Annotated in this window: 12 protein-coding genes; 2 read left to right on the top strand and 10 right to left on the bottom strand. The window is 70.5% G+C overall.

Translation table 11 applies throughout. The annotated features are described in order from the left end of the window. Positions 1-6: 6 nt before the first annotated feature. The 4 genes from OHA61_RS09345 to OHA61_RS09360 all read right to left on the bottom strand — a co-directional run bounded on the left by OHA61_RS09345 (position 7) and on the right by OHA61_RS09360 (position 6,023). Complete coding sequence (locus tag OHA61_RS09345; protein WP_406302658.1) at positions 7-1,839, bottom strand: IucA/IucC family protein; 1,833 nt, start codon at positions 1,837-1,839, stop codon at positions 7-9. A gap of 99 nt (positions 1,840-1,938) precedes the next feature. Continuing rightward, positions 1,939-2,676, bottom strand: coding sequence for a GNAT family N-acetyltransferase (locus tag OHA61_RS09350; RefSeq protein WP_406302659.1), 738 nt, complete (start codon positions 2,674-2,676; stop codon positions 1,939-1,941). Positions 2,677-2,711: 35 nt separating this feature from the next. Then, on the bottom strand, positions 2,712-4,619 hold the full coding sequence (locus OHA61_RS09355; RefSeq protein ID WP_406302660.1) for an IucA/IucC family protein: 1,908 nt from the start codon (positions 4,617-4,619) through the stop codon (positions 2,712-2,714). 27 nt (positions 4,620-4,646) lie between these two features. Further along, complete coding sequence (locus OHA61_RS09360) at positions 4,647-6,023, bottom strand: diaminobutyrate--2-oxoglutarate transaminase family protein (RefSeq protein WP_406302661.1); 1,377 nt, start codon at positions 6,021-6,023, stop codon at positions 4,647-4,649. A 295-nt stretch (positions 6,024-6,318) separates the two neighbouring features. Here OHA61_RS09360 and OHA61_RS09365 point away from each other — a divergent pair, with 295 nt between their 5' ends. Both OHA61_RS09365 and OHA61_RS09370 read left to right on the top strand, forming a co-directional pair. Further along, the gene (locus tag OHA61_RS09365; RefSeq protein ID WP_406302662.1) at positions 6,319-7,494 is read left to right on the top strand and encodes a trypsin-like serine peptidase; all 1,176 of its coding nucleotides are present in this window, start codon (positions 6,319-6,321) and stop codon (positions 7,492-7,494) included. Between the two features lie 251 nt (positions 7,495-7,745). Then, positions 7,746-8,903, top strand: a complete 1,158-nt coding sequence (locus OHA61_RS09370; protein ID WP_406302663.1) for a trypsin-like serine peptidase — start codon at positions 7,746-7,748, stop codon at positions 8,901-8,903. Positions 8,904-8,981: 78 nt separating this feature from the next. Here OHA61_RS09370 and hflX read toward each other — a convergent pair whose 3' ends face one another. From hflX to miaA, 6 genes are all read right to left on the bottom strand, one after another. Further along, positions 8,982-10,472 (bottom strand): GTPase HflX, encoded by a 1,491-nt coding sequence (hflX, locus tag OHA61_RS09375; RefSeq protein WP_406302664.1) that lies wholly within the window; start codon positions 10,470-10,472, stop codon positions 8,982-8,984. Positions 10,473-10,638: 166 nt separating this feature from the next. Continuing rightward, the gene (locus OHA61_RS09380) at positions 10,639-12,099 is read right to left on the bottom strand and encodes a M1 family metallopeptidase (RefSeq protein WP_406302666.1); all 1,461 of its coding nucleotides are present in this window, start codon (positions 12,097-12,099) and stop codon (positions 10,639-10,641) included. 66 nt (positions 12,100-12,165) lie between these two features. Beyond that, a complete protein-coding gene (locus tag OHA61_RS09385; protein WP_406302668.1) occupies positions 12,166-14,244 on the bottom strand; it encodes a RelA/SpoT family protein in 2,079 nt (692 codons plus the stop codon). A gap of 189 nt (positions 14,245-14,433) precedes the next feature. Beyond that, the gene (dapF, locus tag OHA61_RS09390; RefSeq protein WP_406302670.1) at positions 14,434-15,336 is read right to left on the bottom strand and encodes a diaminopimelate epimerase; all 903 of its coding nucleotides are present in this window, start codon (positions 15,334-15,336) and stop codon (positions 14,434-14,436) included. A 34-nt stretch (positions 15,337-15,370) separates the two neighbouring features. Next, the gene (locus tag OHA61_RS09395) at positions 15,371-15,820 is read right to left on the bottom strand and encodes a hypothetical protein (protein WP_406302672.1); all 450 of its coding nucleotides are present in this window, start codon (positions 15,818-15,820) and stop codon (positions 15,371-15,373) included. A gap of 105 nt (positions 15,821-15,925) precedes the next feature. After that, complete coding sequence (gene miaA, locus OHA61_RS09400; RefSeq protein WP_406302673.1) at positions 15,926-16,864, bottom strand: tRNA (adenosine(37)-N6)-dimethylallyltransferase MiaA; 939 nt, start codon at positions 16,862-16,864, stop codon at positions 15,926-15,928. Positions 16,865-16,886 lie beyond the last annotated feature (22 nt).

Below are 16,886 nucleotides of genomic sequence, written 5' to 3' on the forward strand. Positions count from 1 at the left end.
ATCGGGTCATCGCGCCGGACTCAGCGGATTGGGGACCGTGCCGTGGACCGCGGCATGGGGACGGTCGGGGCGGTCGCGGTAGCCGTCCAGGTGCAGCCGGTTGCGGTTGAGACAGAGGCGGTCGATGTCCGGCGTGAGCAGGTCGAACGTCTCGAAGCGTTCCTTGAGCTGCGGGAAGCGGGCCTGATGGCGCAGGATCTCCGCCCGCACGAGCGAGAAGAACTGCGCCTCCGGCACACCCAGTTGCTCCTCACAGAGGGGTGCGAGGAAGCGGAAGACGCCGACGAAGAGCCCTGAGTGGATGAACTGCGTCAGGAAGGCGGGCTCCTCGGTGAGAAGCGTCTTGCGTACGTCGTCGGGCATGGAGTCGTGCTCGGGGAGCGGCTGGGCGCTGATGTTGACGTCGTCGACGAAGTCCTTGATCGCCAGACGGACGGGTACATCGTGGTCGTCGTGGACGACGATGGCGTTCTCGCCGTGCGGGGAGAAGACGGTGCCGTAGCGGTAGAGGAAGTGCAGCAGGGGCGGGAGCAGCGCGGAGAAGAGCCGCTGGAGCCAGACGGCGGGAGCGAGTCCGGAGCGGGAGACGAGCTCTGCGGTGAAGGACCTGCCCTCACGGTCGACGTGCAGCAGCGACGCGAGAGTGCGCGCCCGCTCGCCGGGGGCGAGACGCGGCTGCAGGGGCTCGCGCCAGATCGCGCCGAGGAGTTCCCTGTACTGGTACGGCACCTCGGGGAGGTGGTCGTACAAGGGGTGCTCGACGGTGACCGATGCGACTTCGCCGAGCAGGATCACACCGCACTCGTCACGCAGGAAGGGGTCCGCGTCGCGCAGCCCGCACACCCAGGAGGTCACGGCGGGAGCGGCCAGGGTCCGCTCGGTGGGCAGGCCGCGCCAGACCAGGGTGTTCAGGATGGACAGCGGCAGCTTCACGGTGTGCCGGTCGGTGCGGTCCAGGTTCACGAAGGTGCGGATGGACTGCTGCGGCAGCCGCCGATCACCGTCCGTGGGGAGCGGAACGATGGCTCCCTGTGCGATCGCGGGGGCGAAGAGAGGCAGGAGTACCTCGTCCCACTGCCAGGGATGTACGGGCAGATAGAGATACGCGTCCGGGTCGAGGCCCCTGGCGCGCAGCACGGCGGCGAAGGAGGTACGGACGGACGCGTCCAGCTCACGGGCGTACAGGTCCTCGGGGCGGGACAGCCGGGAGACGCCCCGGTAGTCGGCGAGAGCGGAGCTGACCGCGATCCAGGGGAGCTGGGCGGGCCGGCGGGACTCGGGCGACCAGCGGGCACTGTCCGTGGCGGAGAAACCGATCCGGCCCTTGTTGGCGACGATCCAGGGGTGGCCGGTCTGGTGGCCCTCGAGTTCGGCGTAGCCGAGGTCGGCGAGCTCCGCCGCAGTGAGTGCGTCGTGGCCGAGTCCGGTGTCGCAGACGAGGGTCGTGGACAGCTCGCGCAGGAGATGGCCGAGCGTGGCGCCGTCGACGGCGAGCCGGTCGCGGGCCCGGACGAGGAACGCGAGCGGGTCGGTGAAGGGCCGGCCCTCGTGCTCGATGGAGTCCGGGTCGACTCTCCAGCTTCCGTACGCTCCACGCCGGGCCCTGAAGGACAGGCTGCCGCCGTCGTCCAGCGCGAGTGTGTAGCGGGCGGGGGACGCGGAGGCGGGGGCCGCGTGGTCGGGGGCCGGCTCGATGATCTCTTCGTAGGCGAACTCCCCGAGCATTTTGGCGAGGAGGCGCCCGGCCGCCCGGTTCCAGGTCCCCGAGGTCAGACCGGGCGGGGTGAACGGGACGGCGGGCGGCTGATGGGAGTCGTGGGTGGCAGGGGACTTCGGCACGAGGACTCCTCGAGTGGAACCGATGCGGGTCGAGCGGTGTGAAGGTCGAGCGGTGCAGATCGGGCAGCGGGTCGTCGTCGGAGGGCCTGCGCGGCGCGTTCACAGCAGGTTGCGAAGCGCGCGATCGCGGACCATGAGGGCAGCACGCTTGTCGGGGAGGTCGACTTCGGCGGAGAAGCGGAAGCCGGCACTCAAAAAGGCGGACACGGAGGGGGTGTTGCGCAGATCGGGTTCCGCGATGACGCGTGCGCAGCGGGGGCGATGGTCGAGGACGAGGTCGGCCACCGCTCTGAGGAGGGTCGAGCCGACACCGCGGCCGCGGTCGGCGACGCCGCCGATGAGGATGTGGATGCCGGTGTCATGGGGCCGGGCGGGGTAGTGCCGCGCGAGCGGGTCGAGGTCGGCGCGGTAGATCTCGAAGTAGCTCATGGGGATGTTGTCGAGGACGCCCAGGCAGGGGACGCTGCGGCCGTCGCCGTCGAGTTGGGTGCGCAGATGGGCGGCGGTGACGGAGTCGGGTCCCGCCAGGTCCCAGAAGGCGGCCACGGCGGGGTCGTTCATCCAGCGGCTGATGAGCACCACGTCGCGTTCGATGCGTACGGGGACGAGTTCCAGGGAGCCGGCGGAGGTGGCGGCAGGGCCCCAGTCGGCGGGGGTGCCGAGCAGATCACCGGTTGCCGTGGCTTCCGCCTCGCCGGCGTCGGCCGGGGGCTCGTTCTCCCTGAAGAGCGCGAGGAGTTCCTCGGGGAGGCGCAGTTCCAAGGTGTCCTCGGCGCCAGGGCCGAGCTGAGGTGCCGGACCGGCTCCGGTGTCGGTGCTCGCATCGGTGGGGGGCACAGCGGCGCTCTCCTCTCGCAGGTCGGTCGTGTCGCTCAGGAACGAAGCGGGTTGGTGATCGTGACGTAGACGGACTGGGTGTCGACGGGGCCGACGAGCTCGTCGAGGCCGCGCAGCCGGGTGAGCAGATTGGCCTTGGAGCGGAGCGTGGGGGCTTCGAGGAGCTGCGCGGGCAGGGGCGAGCCGAGGCCCGCGGTCGCCGTGAGGAACTGCCGGAACGCGGCGATGAGTACGCGCTCGTCTGCGAGACGCTGCGCGCCGAAGGCTCCGATCAGGCCGAAGACGTTGTTGATGCCGAGGTAGTAGGCGAACCGCTCGTCGGTGACTTCGTCGGAGACGAAGGTGTCGCTGGCCGAGCCGATGCCGGGGAGGCGGCTTTCCAGTGCGGCGCGGTGTGACTCGCGGAAGTAGTAGCCCTGGTTGTCGCGGTAGCGGCCTCCGACGGGCCAGCCGTCGGGGTCGAGGATCACCAGGGTGTTCTGCTGGTGGGCTTCGAGCGCGATGCCCGCCGTGGCGTCCAGCCAGAGCACCGGGCGTACGACGCGGTCGAGGTAGCGCAGGAACCACTCGGCCGCGACCGCTCCGGCGGGCCGGCCGGTGCGCGCGGAGAGCCGGGCCACGATGTCGGCGAGGCGTGAGTGCATGCCGGGGCGGCCCGGCCAGGGGCGCGGCGCGGTCAGTCCCGCGATGCAGACGGCGTCGTCGTCCGGGCCGAAGGGGTTGTGGCGCAGCATGACGTCGAGTCCCGGCAGGGGTTCGCCGTCGGTGGTGTCGACGGCGAGCCAGGCGGGGTCCCGCACGATGTCGAAGCCGGGGTGTGCGGACTGCCATTGCTCGGCGAGGCCGGTGCGCAGGAGCCGGTGGACCTCAACGCCGCGGTGGAGTTCCTTGCGGAGGTTCTCACGGCGGGAGTTGGTGATGCGTACGCCGAGGGAGAGCTTGAGCATGGCGGGGGCGCCGGGACGGTGCACGGTGCGGACCGAGGAGGTGGGGTGCCAGGGGTCTCCGCAGGGCCCGAGGTCGTGAAGGACACCGGCGTCGAGGAGAGCGGTGACGGCGGGGCGGTGCTTGAGTTCGTGTGCCTGCCAGGGGTGGAGCGGCAAGGCAACGGTGTGGTCGGGGAGTTGGAGGTCTCCGCAGAGGCGGGCGGTGAGCTGCTCGGCCGGCAGGGTGCGGCCCTGTTCGGTCCAGGCCGACTCGGTGGCCAGGACCGACCGGTCGACGGCCATCCAGTGCAGGGGGAACGAGCCGCGCAGCTCCGGTGAGTAGAGCTCCGCTTCGGCGTCGGAGAGGCCTTCACGGCTCTTGGGTGCGGGGTGCAGGGGGTGGCCGAGCAGGAGCGACTGTTCGGCGGTGAGGAAGAGGTCGGCCCCGGGGGCGGGTTCGGGGTGGGCGCGGCGGTCGGTGATGAAGTCGGCGGTGCGTCGTACGGAGTCGGCGACCCGGCCGACCAGGTCGGCTCCTTCGCTCTGGCCCGCCTCCCTGCCGAGGAGGGCCGCGACGGTGACGGCGTCGGCGGCGGGCGCGTCGCGCAGAGCTCCCTCCAGTGCGGGCGGACCGAAGCGGTGCCAGCCGCAGGCCGACCAGTACTGGACGGGGACGAGCAGTGCACTGCCGCTGGCGTGCAGCGGGATGCGCAGGGTGTGTCCGTCGGGCTTGCCGAGGTTGTTCTCCCGCACCCAGCAACGGAGCAGATTCTCGATGCCCGCCGCGTCGGCGGCGCGGCAGGGATCCGGGTGGTCGAGGTGCTCGACGGCTCTCGCCGGCGCGGGCATGCCGAGCGTGGGGGCGGCGGATTTCTGATCGGCGTAACCCCCGCTCTGCTGGCGCGGCACCGTCGCCTGCTCGGCCGTGACGGCGCGGCAGCATCCGCTCTGCCCACGGTTCTCAGCGGTGGGGCGGCCGTCGGCCTCGGGCACTTCGGGTGCGGGAGTGATGTTCACGGGGGTCTTCCTTGTGATGTGTCCGGGTCAGCGGGACTGCCCGCTGTCGGTGCGGCGGTGCATCGAGCGCTCGGCGGCAGCCAAGGCGTCGGCGAAACGGTCCAGGACAGCCACGGCTTGTTCGTCGGTGAGGGTGAGAGGCGGCAGCAGTCGTACGACGCCGCTGTGGCGTCCTCCGAGTTCGACGATGAGCCCGCGGCTGAGGCACTCCTGCTGAACCGCGGAGGCAAGGGCGGGGGCGGGCGGCGGGACCAGGGCGTCCGGGGCAGCCGCATCGGGGTCGACGAGTTCGACGCCGATCATGAGGCCCCGGCCGCGTACGTCTCCGATGCACGAGTGGGCGGCGGCCAGGCCCTGCAGGCTGCCCAGCATGCGCGCGCCGAGCCTCGCCGCGCGGTCGGCGAGCCGGTTCTCGCGTACGAAGGCGAGGGTGGCCGCGCCCGCCGCCATCGCGAGCTGGTTGCCGCGGAAGGTGCCGGCGTGGGCGCCGGGCTGCCAGGTGTCGAGTTCGGACCGGTAGACGATCACAGCGAGCGGAAGGGAGCCGCCGATCGCCTTGGAGAGGACCATGACATCGGGCACGACACCGCTGTGCTCGACCGCCCAGAAGGTGCCGGTTCGACCGACCCCTGTCTGCACCTCGTCGGCGATCAGGGGGATGGACCGGGCGGCGGTGATCTGCCGCATCCTGCGCATCCAGTTGTCGGGGGCGGGGATGACCCCGCCCTCCCCCTGCACCGGTTCCAGGATCATGCCCGCGGGCCGGGGCACCCCGCCCTTGGGGTCGTCGAGAAGGCTCTCGGTCCAGCGGGCGCCGAGTTCGGCGCCGCGCTCGCCGCCGATCCCGAAGGGGCAGCGGTAGTTGTGCGGGAAGGGCAGCCGGGTCACCCGTACGTCGGTGGCGCCGCCCGAGGCGTCGAGCGCTCCGGCCGTCATGCCGTGGTAGGCGCCCGTGAAGGAGAGGAGGCCGTTGCGGCCGGTCGCGGTGCGGACGAGTTTGAGGGCCGCCTCGACCGCATCCGTGCCTGCGGGCCCGCAGAACTGGATGCGGGCGTCGTCTGCCAACTGCCGTGGCAGCGTGGCGAACAGCTCGGTGGTGAAGGTGTCCTTGACCGGTGTGGCGAGATCCAGGACATGGAGCGGCGCCCCCGAGTCGATGACCTTCCTGATCGCTTCGAGGACCACGGGATGGTTGTGTCCGAGTGCCAGGGTCCCCGCACCCGAGAGGCAGTCGAGATAGCGCCGCCCGTCCGCTCCCTCGATCGTCAGCCCGCGCGCACGTACGGGAACGATGGGCAGCGAGCGCGCGTACGTACGGGCCGCGGACTCGCGCAGCGACTGCCGTCGCAGGATCCCCTCGTGTGCGGCGGGTGGTGCCACCGGAGCAGGTTCGGTCACGGCCACGGCTGTTGGTCCTCCCGCTGTAACAGTTGCGTTCCACATCGGTACAGCGCTCGCACGCCGCCCGGGCGGGCTGAACGCTGACCTTGCGTACCCCGTACGTACCAACGACGCCGCAAGCCGGGGATCACGGGGCAATCGGAAGATCTTGCGGGGACGGAACCGCGGACCTGGTGCGCGCCGTCCCCATCGGCACCGGCATAGTGGGAGCCGCGCTCCGGCCCGGGCACCCGACGCCGGGGGCACGTCAGTTGGTCAAGTCAGTTCAGCAGTACTGAAGTCCCAGGGGGATCACGACATGCGACCCATTCGCCCGACGCTGGCAGCGGCTTCCATCGCCGCCGTCCTCGCGCTGGCTGCCACCGCCTGCGGTCCGAGCGAGGACAACGCGGGCGACAAGCCGAGCGCACCCGCCAGCCAGTCCGCCGACGGCAAGATCACCATCCCGGACGATCTCAAGGACCGGCTCAAGGAGCACGGGATCGACCTGGACCAGTGGAAGAACGGCGAGTGGAAGAACTGGGACAAGGACAAGTGGCTGCGTGAGGCCAAGGACTTCGTCAACCCGATCATCGAGGGTCTGTGGGACACGGACCGGATGCGTGACGCCGAGAAGCCGCCGGAGAAGCCCGTCGACAACGACATCTCGGGCGACGAGGGTGTCACCGACCCGACGCCGGCGCCGGTCAACGCGCAGGCTGTGAAGGCTCCGTACCACTCCAACGCCGCGGAGGCCGGGAAGGTCTTCTTCGACGGGCCCGAGGGTTCGATGGTCTGCTCCGCCACGGTGGTGAAGGACCCCGCCCACCCCGGCAAGTCCAACATGGTCTGGACGGCGGGCCACTGCGTGCACGCGGGCAAGAAGGGCGGCTGGTACCGCAACATCATGTTCGTGCCCTCGTACAACGACAGCGCCAAGCCCATCTCCGAGCTGAGGAAGGCGCCCAAGGAGGAGGTCGCCCCGTACGGCACCTGGTGGGGCGACTGGGCGCAGACCTCCGAGCAGTGGATCTCCCAGGGAGCGGCGACCGGCGGGCAGGGCGCTCCGTTCGACTTCGCCGTGATCCATGTCGTCCCGGAGAAGGGCGGCACCGGCAAGTCCCTCGAGGAGACGGTCGGTTCGGCCCTTCCGGTGGACTTCAATGCACCGGCCGTGCCGAAGATCGCCAACATGACCGCCACGGGTTACCCGGCGGCACCGCCGTTCGACGGCCAGAAGCTGTTCCAGTGCGCCGACAAGCCGGGCCGGCTCTCCATCACGGCCAATGACCCGACGATGTACCGCATCGGCTGCACCATGACCGGCGGTTCGTCCGGCGGCGGCTGGGTGGCCAAGGGGTCGGACGGCAAGCGTGCCCTGGTCTCCAACACCTCGATCGGCCCGGTCACGGCCGGCTGGCTGGCGGGTCCGCGCCTGGGCGACGAGGCCAAGGGAGTCTACGACGCGGTCAGCAAGAAGTACGCGAGCCAGTAGGCGAGTTGCCCCGTAGGGCATACGCACTGACGGAAGGACAGGGGCCCGCGGCCGGGTGGTCGCAGGCCCCTGTCTGTCTCCTCGTGGAGACTCCGTGCAGGTGGGACCCCGTCTCAACGGCGCGGCGAGGCACCCGCCTAGAGTGGTGCCGCAGCAAGGGGCGGCCCCGGACGGCCGCCCTTTCACGTGACACGTTCATGGCATAAATCCAATTGCACATCAGGCATTGCGCATCAGGGGGAATCGTTTCCATGCGATCCATACGTCCATTGCTGGCTGCCACCGGCATCGCCGCGGCGCTCGCGCTGACGGCCACCGCCTGTGGCCCGGGCGAGGACAAGGGCGCCGGCAAGCCCGCCGCTTCCAGCACCGCCGCCGACAAGGGCGCCGACCTTCCCGGCCTGGCCGACAAGCTCAAAGAGCACGGCATCGACCTGGACAAGTGGAAGAACGGCGAGTGGAAGAACTGGGACAAGGACAAGTGGCTGCGTGAGGCGCAGGACTTCGCCAACCCGGTGATCGACGGCCTGTGGAAGACCGAGCGGATGAAGGAGGCCAAGGACCCCTCGAAGACGCTCGCCACGAAGGACGCCCCGGTCGACTCCGGCACCGACCCGGAGCCCGCGCCGGTCAAGGCGCAGCCGGAGAAGCTCCCGTACCACGACTACGCGGCTCCGGTCGGCAAGGTCTTCTTCGACTCCCCCGAGGGTTCGATGGTCTGCTCCGGCACCGTCGTGAAGGATCCGCGCAACCCCGGCAAGTCCAACCTCGTGTGGACCGCGGGCCACTGCGTGCACGCCGGTCAGGCGGGCGGCTGGTACCGCAACATCGTCTTCGTGCCCGCGTACAACGACAAGGGCAAGTCGGCGGCCCAGCTGGCGAACGCGCAGCCGCAGGAGATCGCCCCGTACGGCTCCTACTGGGCGGACTGGGCCTCGACGTCCAACGAGTGGATCAGCGCGGGCGGCCCGACGGGCGCCGACGGTGCCCCGTACGACTACGCCGTGCTGCACGTGAAGCCCGAGAACGGCACCAAGTCCCTGGAGGAGACGGTCGGCAACGCCCTGACGGTCGACTTCTCCGCTCCGGCGGCCTCGACCGTCAGCGCGATGGGCGCCTGGGGCTACCCGGCCGCTCCGCCCTTCAACGGCCTGATCATGCACAAGTGCATCGACCGTCCCGGCCGTCTGACGGTGGTCCCGGGAACGCCCGCGATGTACCGCATCGGCTGCACCATGACCGGCGGTTCGTCCGGCGGCGGCTGGTTCCGGGTCCAGGGCAAGAACACCGTCCTGGTCTCCAACACCTCGATCGGCCCGGTCACCAGCGGCTGGCTGGCCGGCCCCCAGCTGGGCAAGGGCGCCGAGCAGCTCTTCACCGTGATGAGCGAGAAGTACGGCGACAAGTAGTCGGCCCGATGGCGTGAGGCCCGCACCCCGAGTGGGGTGCGGGCCTCATGCGTTGCGACTACTGGCGCCAGGACGAGGTCAGCGAACAACCGGGACATAGGGCGCCAGCGCGGCGGCCAGCTCCTCATGCACCTGAGCCTGGAGCAGCGTGCCCTCCGTGGTGTGCTCCTCGGAGAGAACCTCGCCCTCGGCATGCACCCGCGAGACCAGCCCGCCCTGGGTGTACGGCACGAGAACCTCGATCTCGACCTCGGGCCGCGGCAGTTCGACATCGATCAGCGCGAGCAGCTCGTCGATGCCCTTGCCGGTACGCGCCGACACGGCGATCGCGTGCCGCTCGATGCGCATCAGCCGCTGCAGGACGAGCGGATCGGCCGCGTCCGCCTTGTTGATCACCACGATCTCGGGCACGTCCAGAGCGCCCACGTCGCGGATCACCTCGCGCACGGCGGCCAGCTGCTCCTCCGGCGCCGGGTGCGCTCCGTCGACCACATGCAGGATCAGATCGGATTCGCCGACCTCCTCCATGGTGGAGCGGAACGCCTCGACGAGGTGGTGCGGCAGATGCCGTACGAACCCGACGGTGTCGGCCAGGGTGTAGATCCGGCCGCTCGGTGTCTCGGCCCGGCGGACGGTCGGGTCCAGGGTGGCGAACAGCGCGTTCTCCACCAGGACGCCCGCGCCCGTGAGGCGGTTGAGCAGCGAGGACTTCCCCGCGTTGGTGTAACCGGCGATCGCGACCGAAGGGACCTTGTTGCGCCGGCGTTCCTGGCGCTTGATCTCGCGGCCCGTCTTCATTTCCGCGATCTCCCGGCGCATCTTCGCCATCTTCTCGCGGATCCGGCGCCGGTCCGTCTCGATCTTGGTCTCACCGGGGCCACGGGTGGCCATGCCGCCACCGCCGCCGCCACCCATCTGCCGGGACAGCGACTGACCCCAGCCGCGGAGCCTGGGCAGCATGTACTGCATCTGCGCGAGCGCGACCTGCGCCTTGCCCTCTCGGGACTTGGCGTGCTGCGCGAAGATGTCGAGGATCAGGGCGGTCCGGTCGACCACCTTCACCTTGACGACGTCTTCGAGTGCGATGAGCTGACCGGGGCCGAGCTCACCGTCGCACACGACGGTGTCGGCGCCGGTTTCGAGCACGATGTCGCGCAGCTCCCGCGCCTTGCCCGAGCCGATGAAGGTCGCCGGGTCCGGCTTGTCACGGCGCTGGATGACACCGTCGAGCACCAGAGCGCCCGCCGTCTCGGCGAGGGCTGCCAGCTCCGCGAGGGAATTCTCCGAGTCCTGCACCGTCCCCGAGGTCCATACGCCGACCAGCACCACACGCTCCAGGCGCAGCTGCCGGTACTCGACCTCGGTGACGTCCTCGAGCTCGGTGGAGAGGCCCGCCACACGCCGCAGCGCGGCGCGCTCGGTGCGGTCGAACTGATCGCCGTCCCGCTCTCCGTCGATCTCGTGGCTCCAGGCGACGTCCTCTTCCATCAGGGCATCGGCCCGAAGGCTCTCGGTGCGCGTCTCCGCGAAGCTCTGCTCGTCCTGGGAAGGGGATGAAGAGGAGGTCATTGGATCCTTTACGTCGATGGGAAAAAGCAAGATCAGTGCCGAAGCGAAGTCCGGTACACCAGTCACAACGCGTAACGGATCCGGATGATTCCCGAGGGGCTCCGGCCCTGCCCGCGTCGCCGACCTGTTGATGGTCGCACGCCCCCGCCCGGCCGTCACCCGGGTTTCAGCCTGCCACGGGGGGTGTGGGAGCCGTGCTGCGCCAGTCCGGGTGCCCGGGCATCGGCGGCGTCCGCTTCGCGTACAGCCACGCGTCGAAGAACGCCGACAGATCACGCCCCGCGATCCGCGAGGCCAGCGACGCAAAGTCCGCGGTCGTGGCCGCAGCATCCCGGTACTTCCGCACCCAGTCCCGCTCCAGCTGCCTGAAGGCATCCGTCCCGATCGTCTGCCGCAGGGCGTAGAGGACCAGTGCGCTGCCGTCGTACACCACAGGCCGGAAGAGGCTGATCTTCTCGCCCGGCACCGGACGCTTCGGTGCCGCGGGCGGGCCGCCGTCCGTCCGCCACTGGTCGGACCGCTCGTAGGCCGCTCTCATCCGCGTCGCCATCGGCCGCTGCGCCTTCTCCTCGGCGTACAGGGCCTCGTACCAGGTGGCATGCCCTTCGTTGAGCCACAGATCGGACCAGCTGCGGGGCGAGACGCTGTTGCCGAACCACTGGTGGGCCAGCTCGTGCACCATGACCGAGTCGACGTACCACTCGGGGAGGGCCGTGGTGGTGAAGAGCGAGCGCTCGAAGAGCGAGAGGGTCTGCGTCTCCAGCTCGAACCCCGTGTTGGCGTCGGCGATCAGCACTCCGTACGTCTCGAAGGGGTAGCGGCCGACCTTCTGCTCCATCCACTCCAGATGCGCCGGTGTCTTCCTCAGCCAGGGCTCCAGCTGGTCGCGGTCCGCGGCGGGCACCACATCGCGTACGGGCAGCCCGCCCGGCCCCAGGCGCTTCACGAGGGCGGAGCGGCCGATCGAGACCTGGGCCAGCTCGGTGGCCATGGGATGCCGGGTCCGGTACGCCCACGTGGTGGCGGAGCCCCTCTGCACCTTCGCCGTCCGTACACCGTTGGCGACCACCGTGTAATCGTTCGGCGCGGTGACGCGGAAGGTGAAGTACGCCTTGTCGGCAGGGTGGTCGTTGGAGGGGAAGACCCGGTGTGCGGCGTCGGCCTGGTTCGCCATCGCCAGCCCGTCGCCCGTGCGCACCCAGCCCCCGGCGGTCGGCGAGCCGCTCGGGTCGCTGGTGTGGGTCACCGTGATGGTCATCCGGGAGCCCGCTGCGACGGCTGCGTCCGGCTCGACCACCAGGTCCTCTCCGGCGCTCCTGAAGGTGGCCGGGTGGCCGTTCACCTCGACCGTACGGACCGTCCCGTGTGTGAAGTCGAGATTGATCCGGTCCAGTCGCTCCGTCGCCCGGGCGCCGATCCTGGTGACGGCGTCCAGCGGCTTGGTGTTGCTGCCGCCGTAGACGAGGGCGATGTCGTACGTGAGGACGTCGTAACCGGGATTGCCCAGCTGCGGGAAGAGCGCATCACCGATGCCGAGCGGTGCGGGCGGCGGCAGGGCCGCGGCGACGAGGGTGGCCGAGGCGGCGGCCAGCAGGGCGGCACGCAGGCGCCGAGAAGTGAGCAGCATGCCCTACGGCTATCAGCGCGCCCGGAGAGGACCGTGACGGCGCGCGTCGCGCCCACCCGAACGAGGTCAGGAGGTGGCTGCCGGATGCTGGGCACGGCTCACGTCGTACACCCCCGGCACATCGCGCATGGCCCGCATCAGGGCGGGAAGTCCCGCGGAGTCCGGGAGTTGAAGGGTGTACGTGTGCCGCACGCGCTGCTGGGTCGGCGGCTCGACGGTCGCCGAGACGATGGCCGCGCCCTGGGCGGCGATGGCTTCGGTGAGGTCGGCGAGCAGCCGGGGGCGGCCGAAGGATTCGGCGATCAGCGTGACTCTGCACTCGGCCGAGTCGCCCCAGGTCACCGGGATGGGCTCGCGGTCGAGTGACTTCATACGGGCCACGGCCGGGCATTCTTCGCGGTGGACCGTCACCGTGCCGCCGCGGACCGCGAAGCCGGTGACGGCGTCCGGCGGCACGGGTGTACAGCAGCCGGCGAGCCGGACGGTGGCGTCCGGGAGGTCGACGACGGCGTTGGCCGCGGCGGGCCTGTCGGCGGTGACGGGGGCGGGTCGGCGAGGGGCGGCGGCCGGAATCTTCGTGCCCTCCGGATGGGCCGCGAGCCAGGAGGTGATGGCGATGCGCGCTGCGGGTGTGCGGGCGTGGTCGAGCCAGTCGGGCGAGGGGCCGGACGCGGCGTCCTGGGCCAGGAGCAGATGCACGGTGTCGCCGTCGCACAGCACCGTACTCAGCGTCGCCAGGCGGCCGTTGACGCGTGCGCCGATACAGGCGTGCGCCTCCTCGCCGTACTGGGCGTACGCGGCGTCCACACAGCTCGCGCCGGCCGGAAGTCCGAGCGTGCCGCCGTCGGCGCGGAAGACGGTGATCTCGCGGTCCTGCGCCAGTTCGGCGCGCAGGGAGGTCCAGAAGGTGTCGGGGTCCGGGGTGGACTCCTGCCAGTCCAGCAGGCGGGAGAGCCAGCCGGGCCGGGTCGGGTCGGCGCGCTCGCCGTCGGCCGGCTCCGCGCCCTCGACGGGCACGTAGGGATTGCCGAGGGCGATTACTCCCGCCTCGGCGACCTTGTGCATCTGGTGCGTACGGATGAGGACTTCGGCGACCGCGCCCTCCGGGCCTGCGACGGCCGTGTGCAGTGACTGGTAGAGGTTGAACTTGGGCGCGGCGATGAAGTCCTTGAACTCGGAGATCACCGGGGTGAAGCAGGTGTGCAGCTCGCCGAGGACGCCGTAGCAGTCGGCGTCCTCGCCGACCAGCACGAGGAGCCGCCCGAACTCGGTGCCGCGCAGTTCGCCGCGCTTGATGCGGATGCGGTGCACGGAGACGAAGTGCCGAGGCCTGATGTGCACTTCGGCCGCGATGCCGGCTTCCCGGAGCACTGTCCGGAAGTTCTCCGCGATGGCGTCGAGCGCGTCCCAGGCGGTCGCGTTCTCCGCGATGAGGGCGCGGGTGCGTTCGTACTCCTCCGGGTGGAGGATCGCGAAGACCAGGTCTTCCAGCTCGGTCTTGAGTGCCTGGACGCCGAGGCGTTCGGCGAGGGGGATGAGCACGTCGCGGGTGACCTTGGCGATGCGTGCCTGCTTCTCGGGCCGCATGACGCCGAGCGTGCGCATGTTGTGCAGCCGGTCGGCGAGTTTGATCGACATCACGCGGACGTCGTTGCCGGTGGCGACGAGCATCTTGCGGAAGGTCTCGGGCTCGGCCGCCGCGCCGTAGTCGACCTTCTCCAGCTTGGTGACGCCGTCGACGAGATAGCAGACCTCGGCGCCGAACTCCGCCCGTACCTGATCGAGCGTCACCTCGGTGTCCTCGACGGTGTCGTGGAGGAGAGAGGCCGTCAAGGTCGTTGTCTCCGCGCCCAGTTCGGCGAGGATCAGTGTGACGGCGAGGGGATGCGTGATGTACGGCTCGCCGCTTTTGCGGAACTGCCCGCGATGGGAAGACTCAGCCAGGACATACGCCTTGTGCAGGATGGCGAGGTCCGCCTCCGGGTGGTGCGCGCGGTGCGCATCGGCGACATGGCCGATCGCGTCGGGCAGCCGGTCGCGGCCCGCGGGCCCGAGGAGCGCGGCGCGACCCAGCCGGCGGAGGTCGATCCTGGGACGGCCGCGCCTGCGGCTGTGGGCACCAGGGTTCGTGGCCTCTGCACTCATGGGGCACCTCCGGCAGCTTCGACCGGCGGTGGAGGAGCAGGCGTGCCCTCCGGGCCGGTGCTTGATGCTACCGAGCCCACCACGTGGCGCAGTCCGGCTCTCGCTCAGCGTGAAACGGATCACCCATTCGAGCGAAGCTCTATGCGATCGCGGTTTCGGTCCGAGCGGGGAGAAGCTATGCCCGAAGGGCTAAGAGAGAGGGGATCGCTGAGCGAGGAGCGCCGGATCGATGTGGCCCTCGGCGACGATCACCGCGGGGCCGGTCATCTCGATCTCGCCGTCCGGATGCTCCGTGATCACGAGCCGCCCGCCGGGCAGATCCACCGTGTACGCGACGGGGGCACCGGTGACCGACGGGTCCAGGCCGTCCCTGCGGGCCGCCGCGACGGCGACGGCGCACGCGCCCGTGCCGCACGAGCGGGTCTCGCCGGAGCCTCGCTCGTGCACGCGCATGGCGACATGGCGCTCGCCGCGGTCCACGACGAACTCGATGTTCACGCCGTCCGGGTAGACCGACGCCGGGCTGTAAGGGGGTTCGCGGAACAGGTCGCCCGCGTGGTCCAGGTCCTCGACGAAGGCGACCGCATGGGGATTGCCCATGTTCACATTGCGGGCGGGCCAGCTGCGGCCGTCGACCGTGACCGTGACGCCCTCCCGCGGGAACTGCGCGCGGCCCATGGAGACCGTGATGTCACCCGCGGCGGAGCCGCTGAGGGACTCGGCCTTGGCGAGGTGCACCTTCTTGACGCCGCCGCGGGTCGCCACCGCCAGGTCGCCCTCCTCGACGAGTCCCGCGCGCTGGAGATACCGCGCGAAGACACGTACGCCATTGCCGCACATCTCGGCGATCGATCCGTCCGCATTGCGGTAGTCCATGAACCACTCGGCCTCGCCGGCCATGGCGCGTGCCTCGGGGTGAGCCGCGGACCGTACGACATGCAGCACGCCGTCGCCGCCGATGCCGGCCCGGCGGTCGCAGAGTCTGGCGATGGCGGAGGCGGGCAGGTCAATGGCGTTGTCCGGGTCGGGGACGATCACAAAGTCGTTCTCGGTCCCGTGGCCCTTGAGGAAGGCGATCTGCGAGGTGCTCACGGATCAACTGTACGAGAGCCCGCCGACAACGCGGTCAGCGGAGACGGGCCACGCGCCAGACGGCGAGTGCGACGAGCGCGGCGCCCACCCCGACATACAGGGCGATCACTCGCCAGTCGGGGCGTTCGCCGGAGCCGAGGGGCGGCAGACCGGGCCAGCTGTGACCGACACGGCGGGCGGCCATCAGACCCCAGCCCGCGGCGCAGCAGCTGATGAGCAGGCCCAGCATGGCGACAACGGCGCCGCCGTCGCCGGTGCCGAAGGCGAGGGGGAACGCGAACATCAGCGAGCCGACAGCGGCGAGCCCCACGATGGGGGCGAGCTGCCAGATCCGCAGCCTGCGCTGCGGCCGCAGCTCTACTTCGACCTCGTCCGGAATCACGTCCTGCTCATCAGGACCGTCGGGACTGAGACGGGACGCGCTCTGCACTGCGTCCCGTGCTTCTTGTGCTTCCCGTTCTCTGTCGCGAGGGCCGGCCTCCATCGCCACGCGCCTCCCAACTCGGACTCCACGTCGATCGATGCTGCGATGATGGCACGCTCCTGGGTGCCGAAATGGCGGGCAGAGCGTCCCGATGCAATCACGTGATCAGGCTGTGACCGCTCGTTCGACCAACGTCAGCGCCAGGTGCGGAAGTTCCGCCCGGTCCTCGGCGGCGCCGCTCAGCCAGTGCACACGCGGGTCCCGGCGGAACCATGAATCCTGGCGGCGCGCGAAGCGCTTTGTGGCGCGCACGGTCTCCTCGCGCGCCTGAAGTTCGGTGTACTCCCCCGCGAGCGCCGTGAGCACCTGTTGGTAGCCGAGCGCGCGCGATGACGTGCGCCCCTCCCGCAGACCCTGCGCCTCCAGCGCGCGCACCTCGTCGACGAGGCCCGCCTCCCACATCCGGTCGACGCGCAGCGCGATGCGCTCGTCGAGCTCGGGGCGGGCCACATCGACACCGATCTGAACGGTGTCGTAGACGGCGTCATGTCCGGGGAGGTTGGCCGTGAAGGGCTTGCCGGTGATCTCGATGACTTCGAGTGCCCGCACGATGCGGCGGCCGTTGCTGGGCAGGATCACCTTTCCGGCCTCCGGGTCGGCGGCGGCCAGCCGGGCGTGCAGGGCGCCCGAGCCTCGCACTGTCAGCTCCTCCTCGAGCCGGGCGCGGATCACCGGGTCCGTGCCGGGGAATTCGAGGGCGTCGATGGCGCCGCGCACGTACAGTCCGGAGCCGCCGACGAGGACGGGCGTACGGCCTGCGGCGAGCAGCCGGTCGATCTCCGCCCTGGCCAGCCTCTGGTACTCGGCGACGCTCGCGGTCTCGGTGACGTCCCAGATGTCCAGCAGTCGGTGCGGGACACCGCCGCGCTCCTGGGTCGTCAGTTTGGCGGTCCCGATGTCCATCCCCCGGTAGAGCTGCATGGAGTCGGCGTTGACGACTTCGCCGCCCAGCCGCTGAGCGAGGAAGACGCCCAGATCGGACTTTCCGGCCGCGGTGGGACCGACGACGGCGATGACCCGCGGTGCGGGAGCTGCACTTCTCACTGCCCCAGTCTCGCAAACCCGC

Origin of the sequence: Streptomyces sp. NBC_00885 (assembly GCF_045207475.1) — a bacterium.
In the GTDB taxonomy this organism is placed as follows: Bacteria; Actinomycetota; Actinomycetes; order Streptomycetales; family Streptomycetaceae; genus Streptomyces.

Excerpts from the sequence above, each read along its gene's own strand:
- hflX (WP_406302664.1), bottom strand. The coding sequence starts at position 10,472 with ATGACCTCCTCTTCATCCCCTTCCCAGGACGAGCAGAGCTTCGCGGAG.
- OHA61_RS09385 (WP_406302668.1), bottom strand. The coding sequence starts at position 14,244 with ATGAGTGCAGAGGCCACGAACCCTGGTGCCCACAGCCGCAGGCGCGGC.
- OHA61_RS09365 (WP_406302662.1), top strand. The coding sequence starts at position 6,319 with ATGCGACCCATTCGCCCGACGCTGGCAGCGGCTTCCATCGCCGCCGTC.
- OHA61_RS09395 (WP_406302672.1), bottom strand. The coding sequence starts at position 15,820 with ATGGAGGCCGGCCCTCGCGACAGAGAACGGGAAGCACAAGAAGCACGG.
- OHA61_RS09370 (WP_406302663.1), top strand. The coding sequence starts at position 7,746 with ATGCGATCCATACGTCCATTGCTGGCTGCCACCGGCATCGCCGCGGCG.
- OHA61_RS09380 (WP_406302666.1), bottom strand. The coding sequence starts at position 12,099 with ATGCTGCTCACTTCTCGGCGCCTGCGTGCCGCCCTGCTGGCCGCCGCC.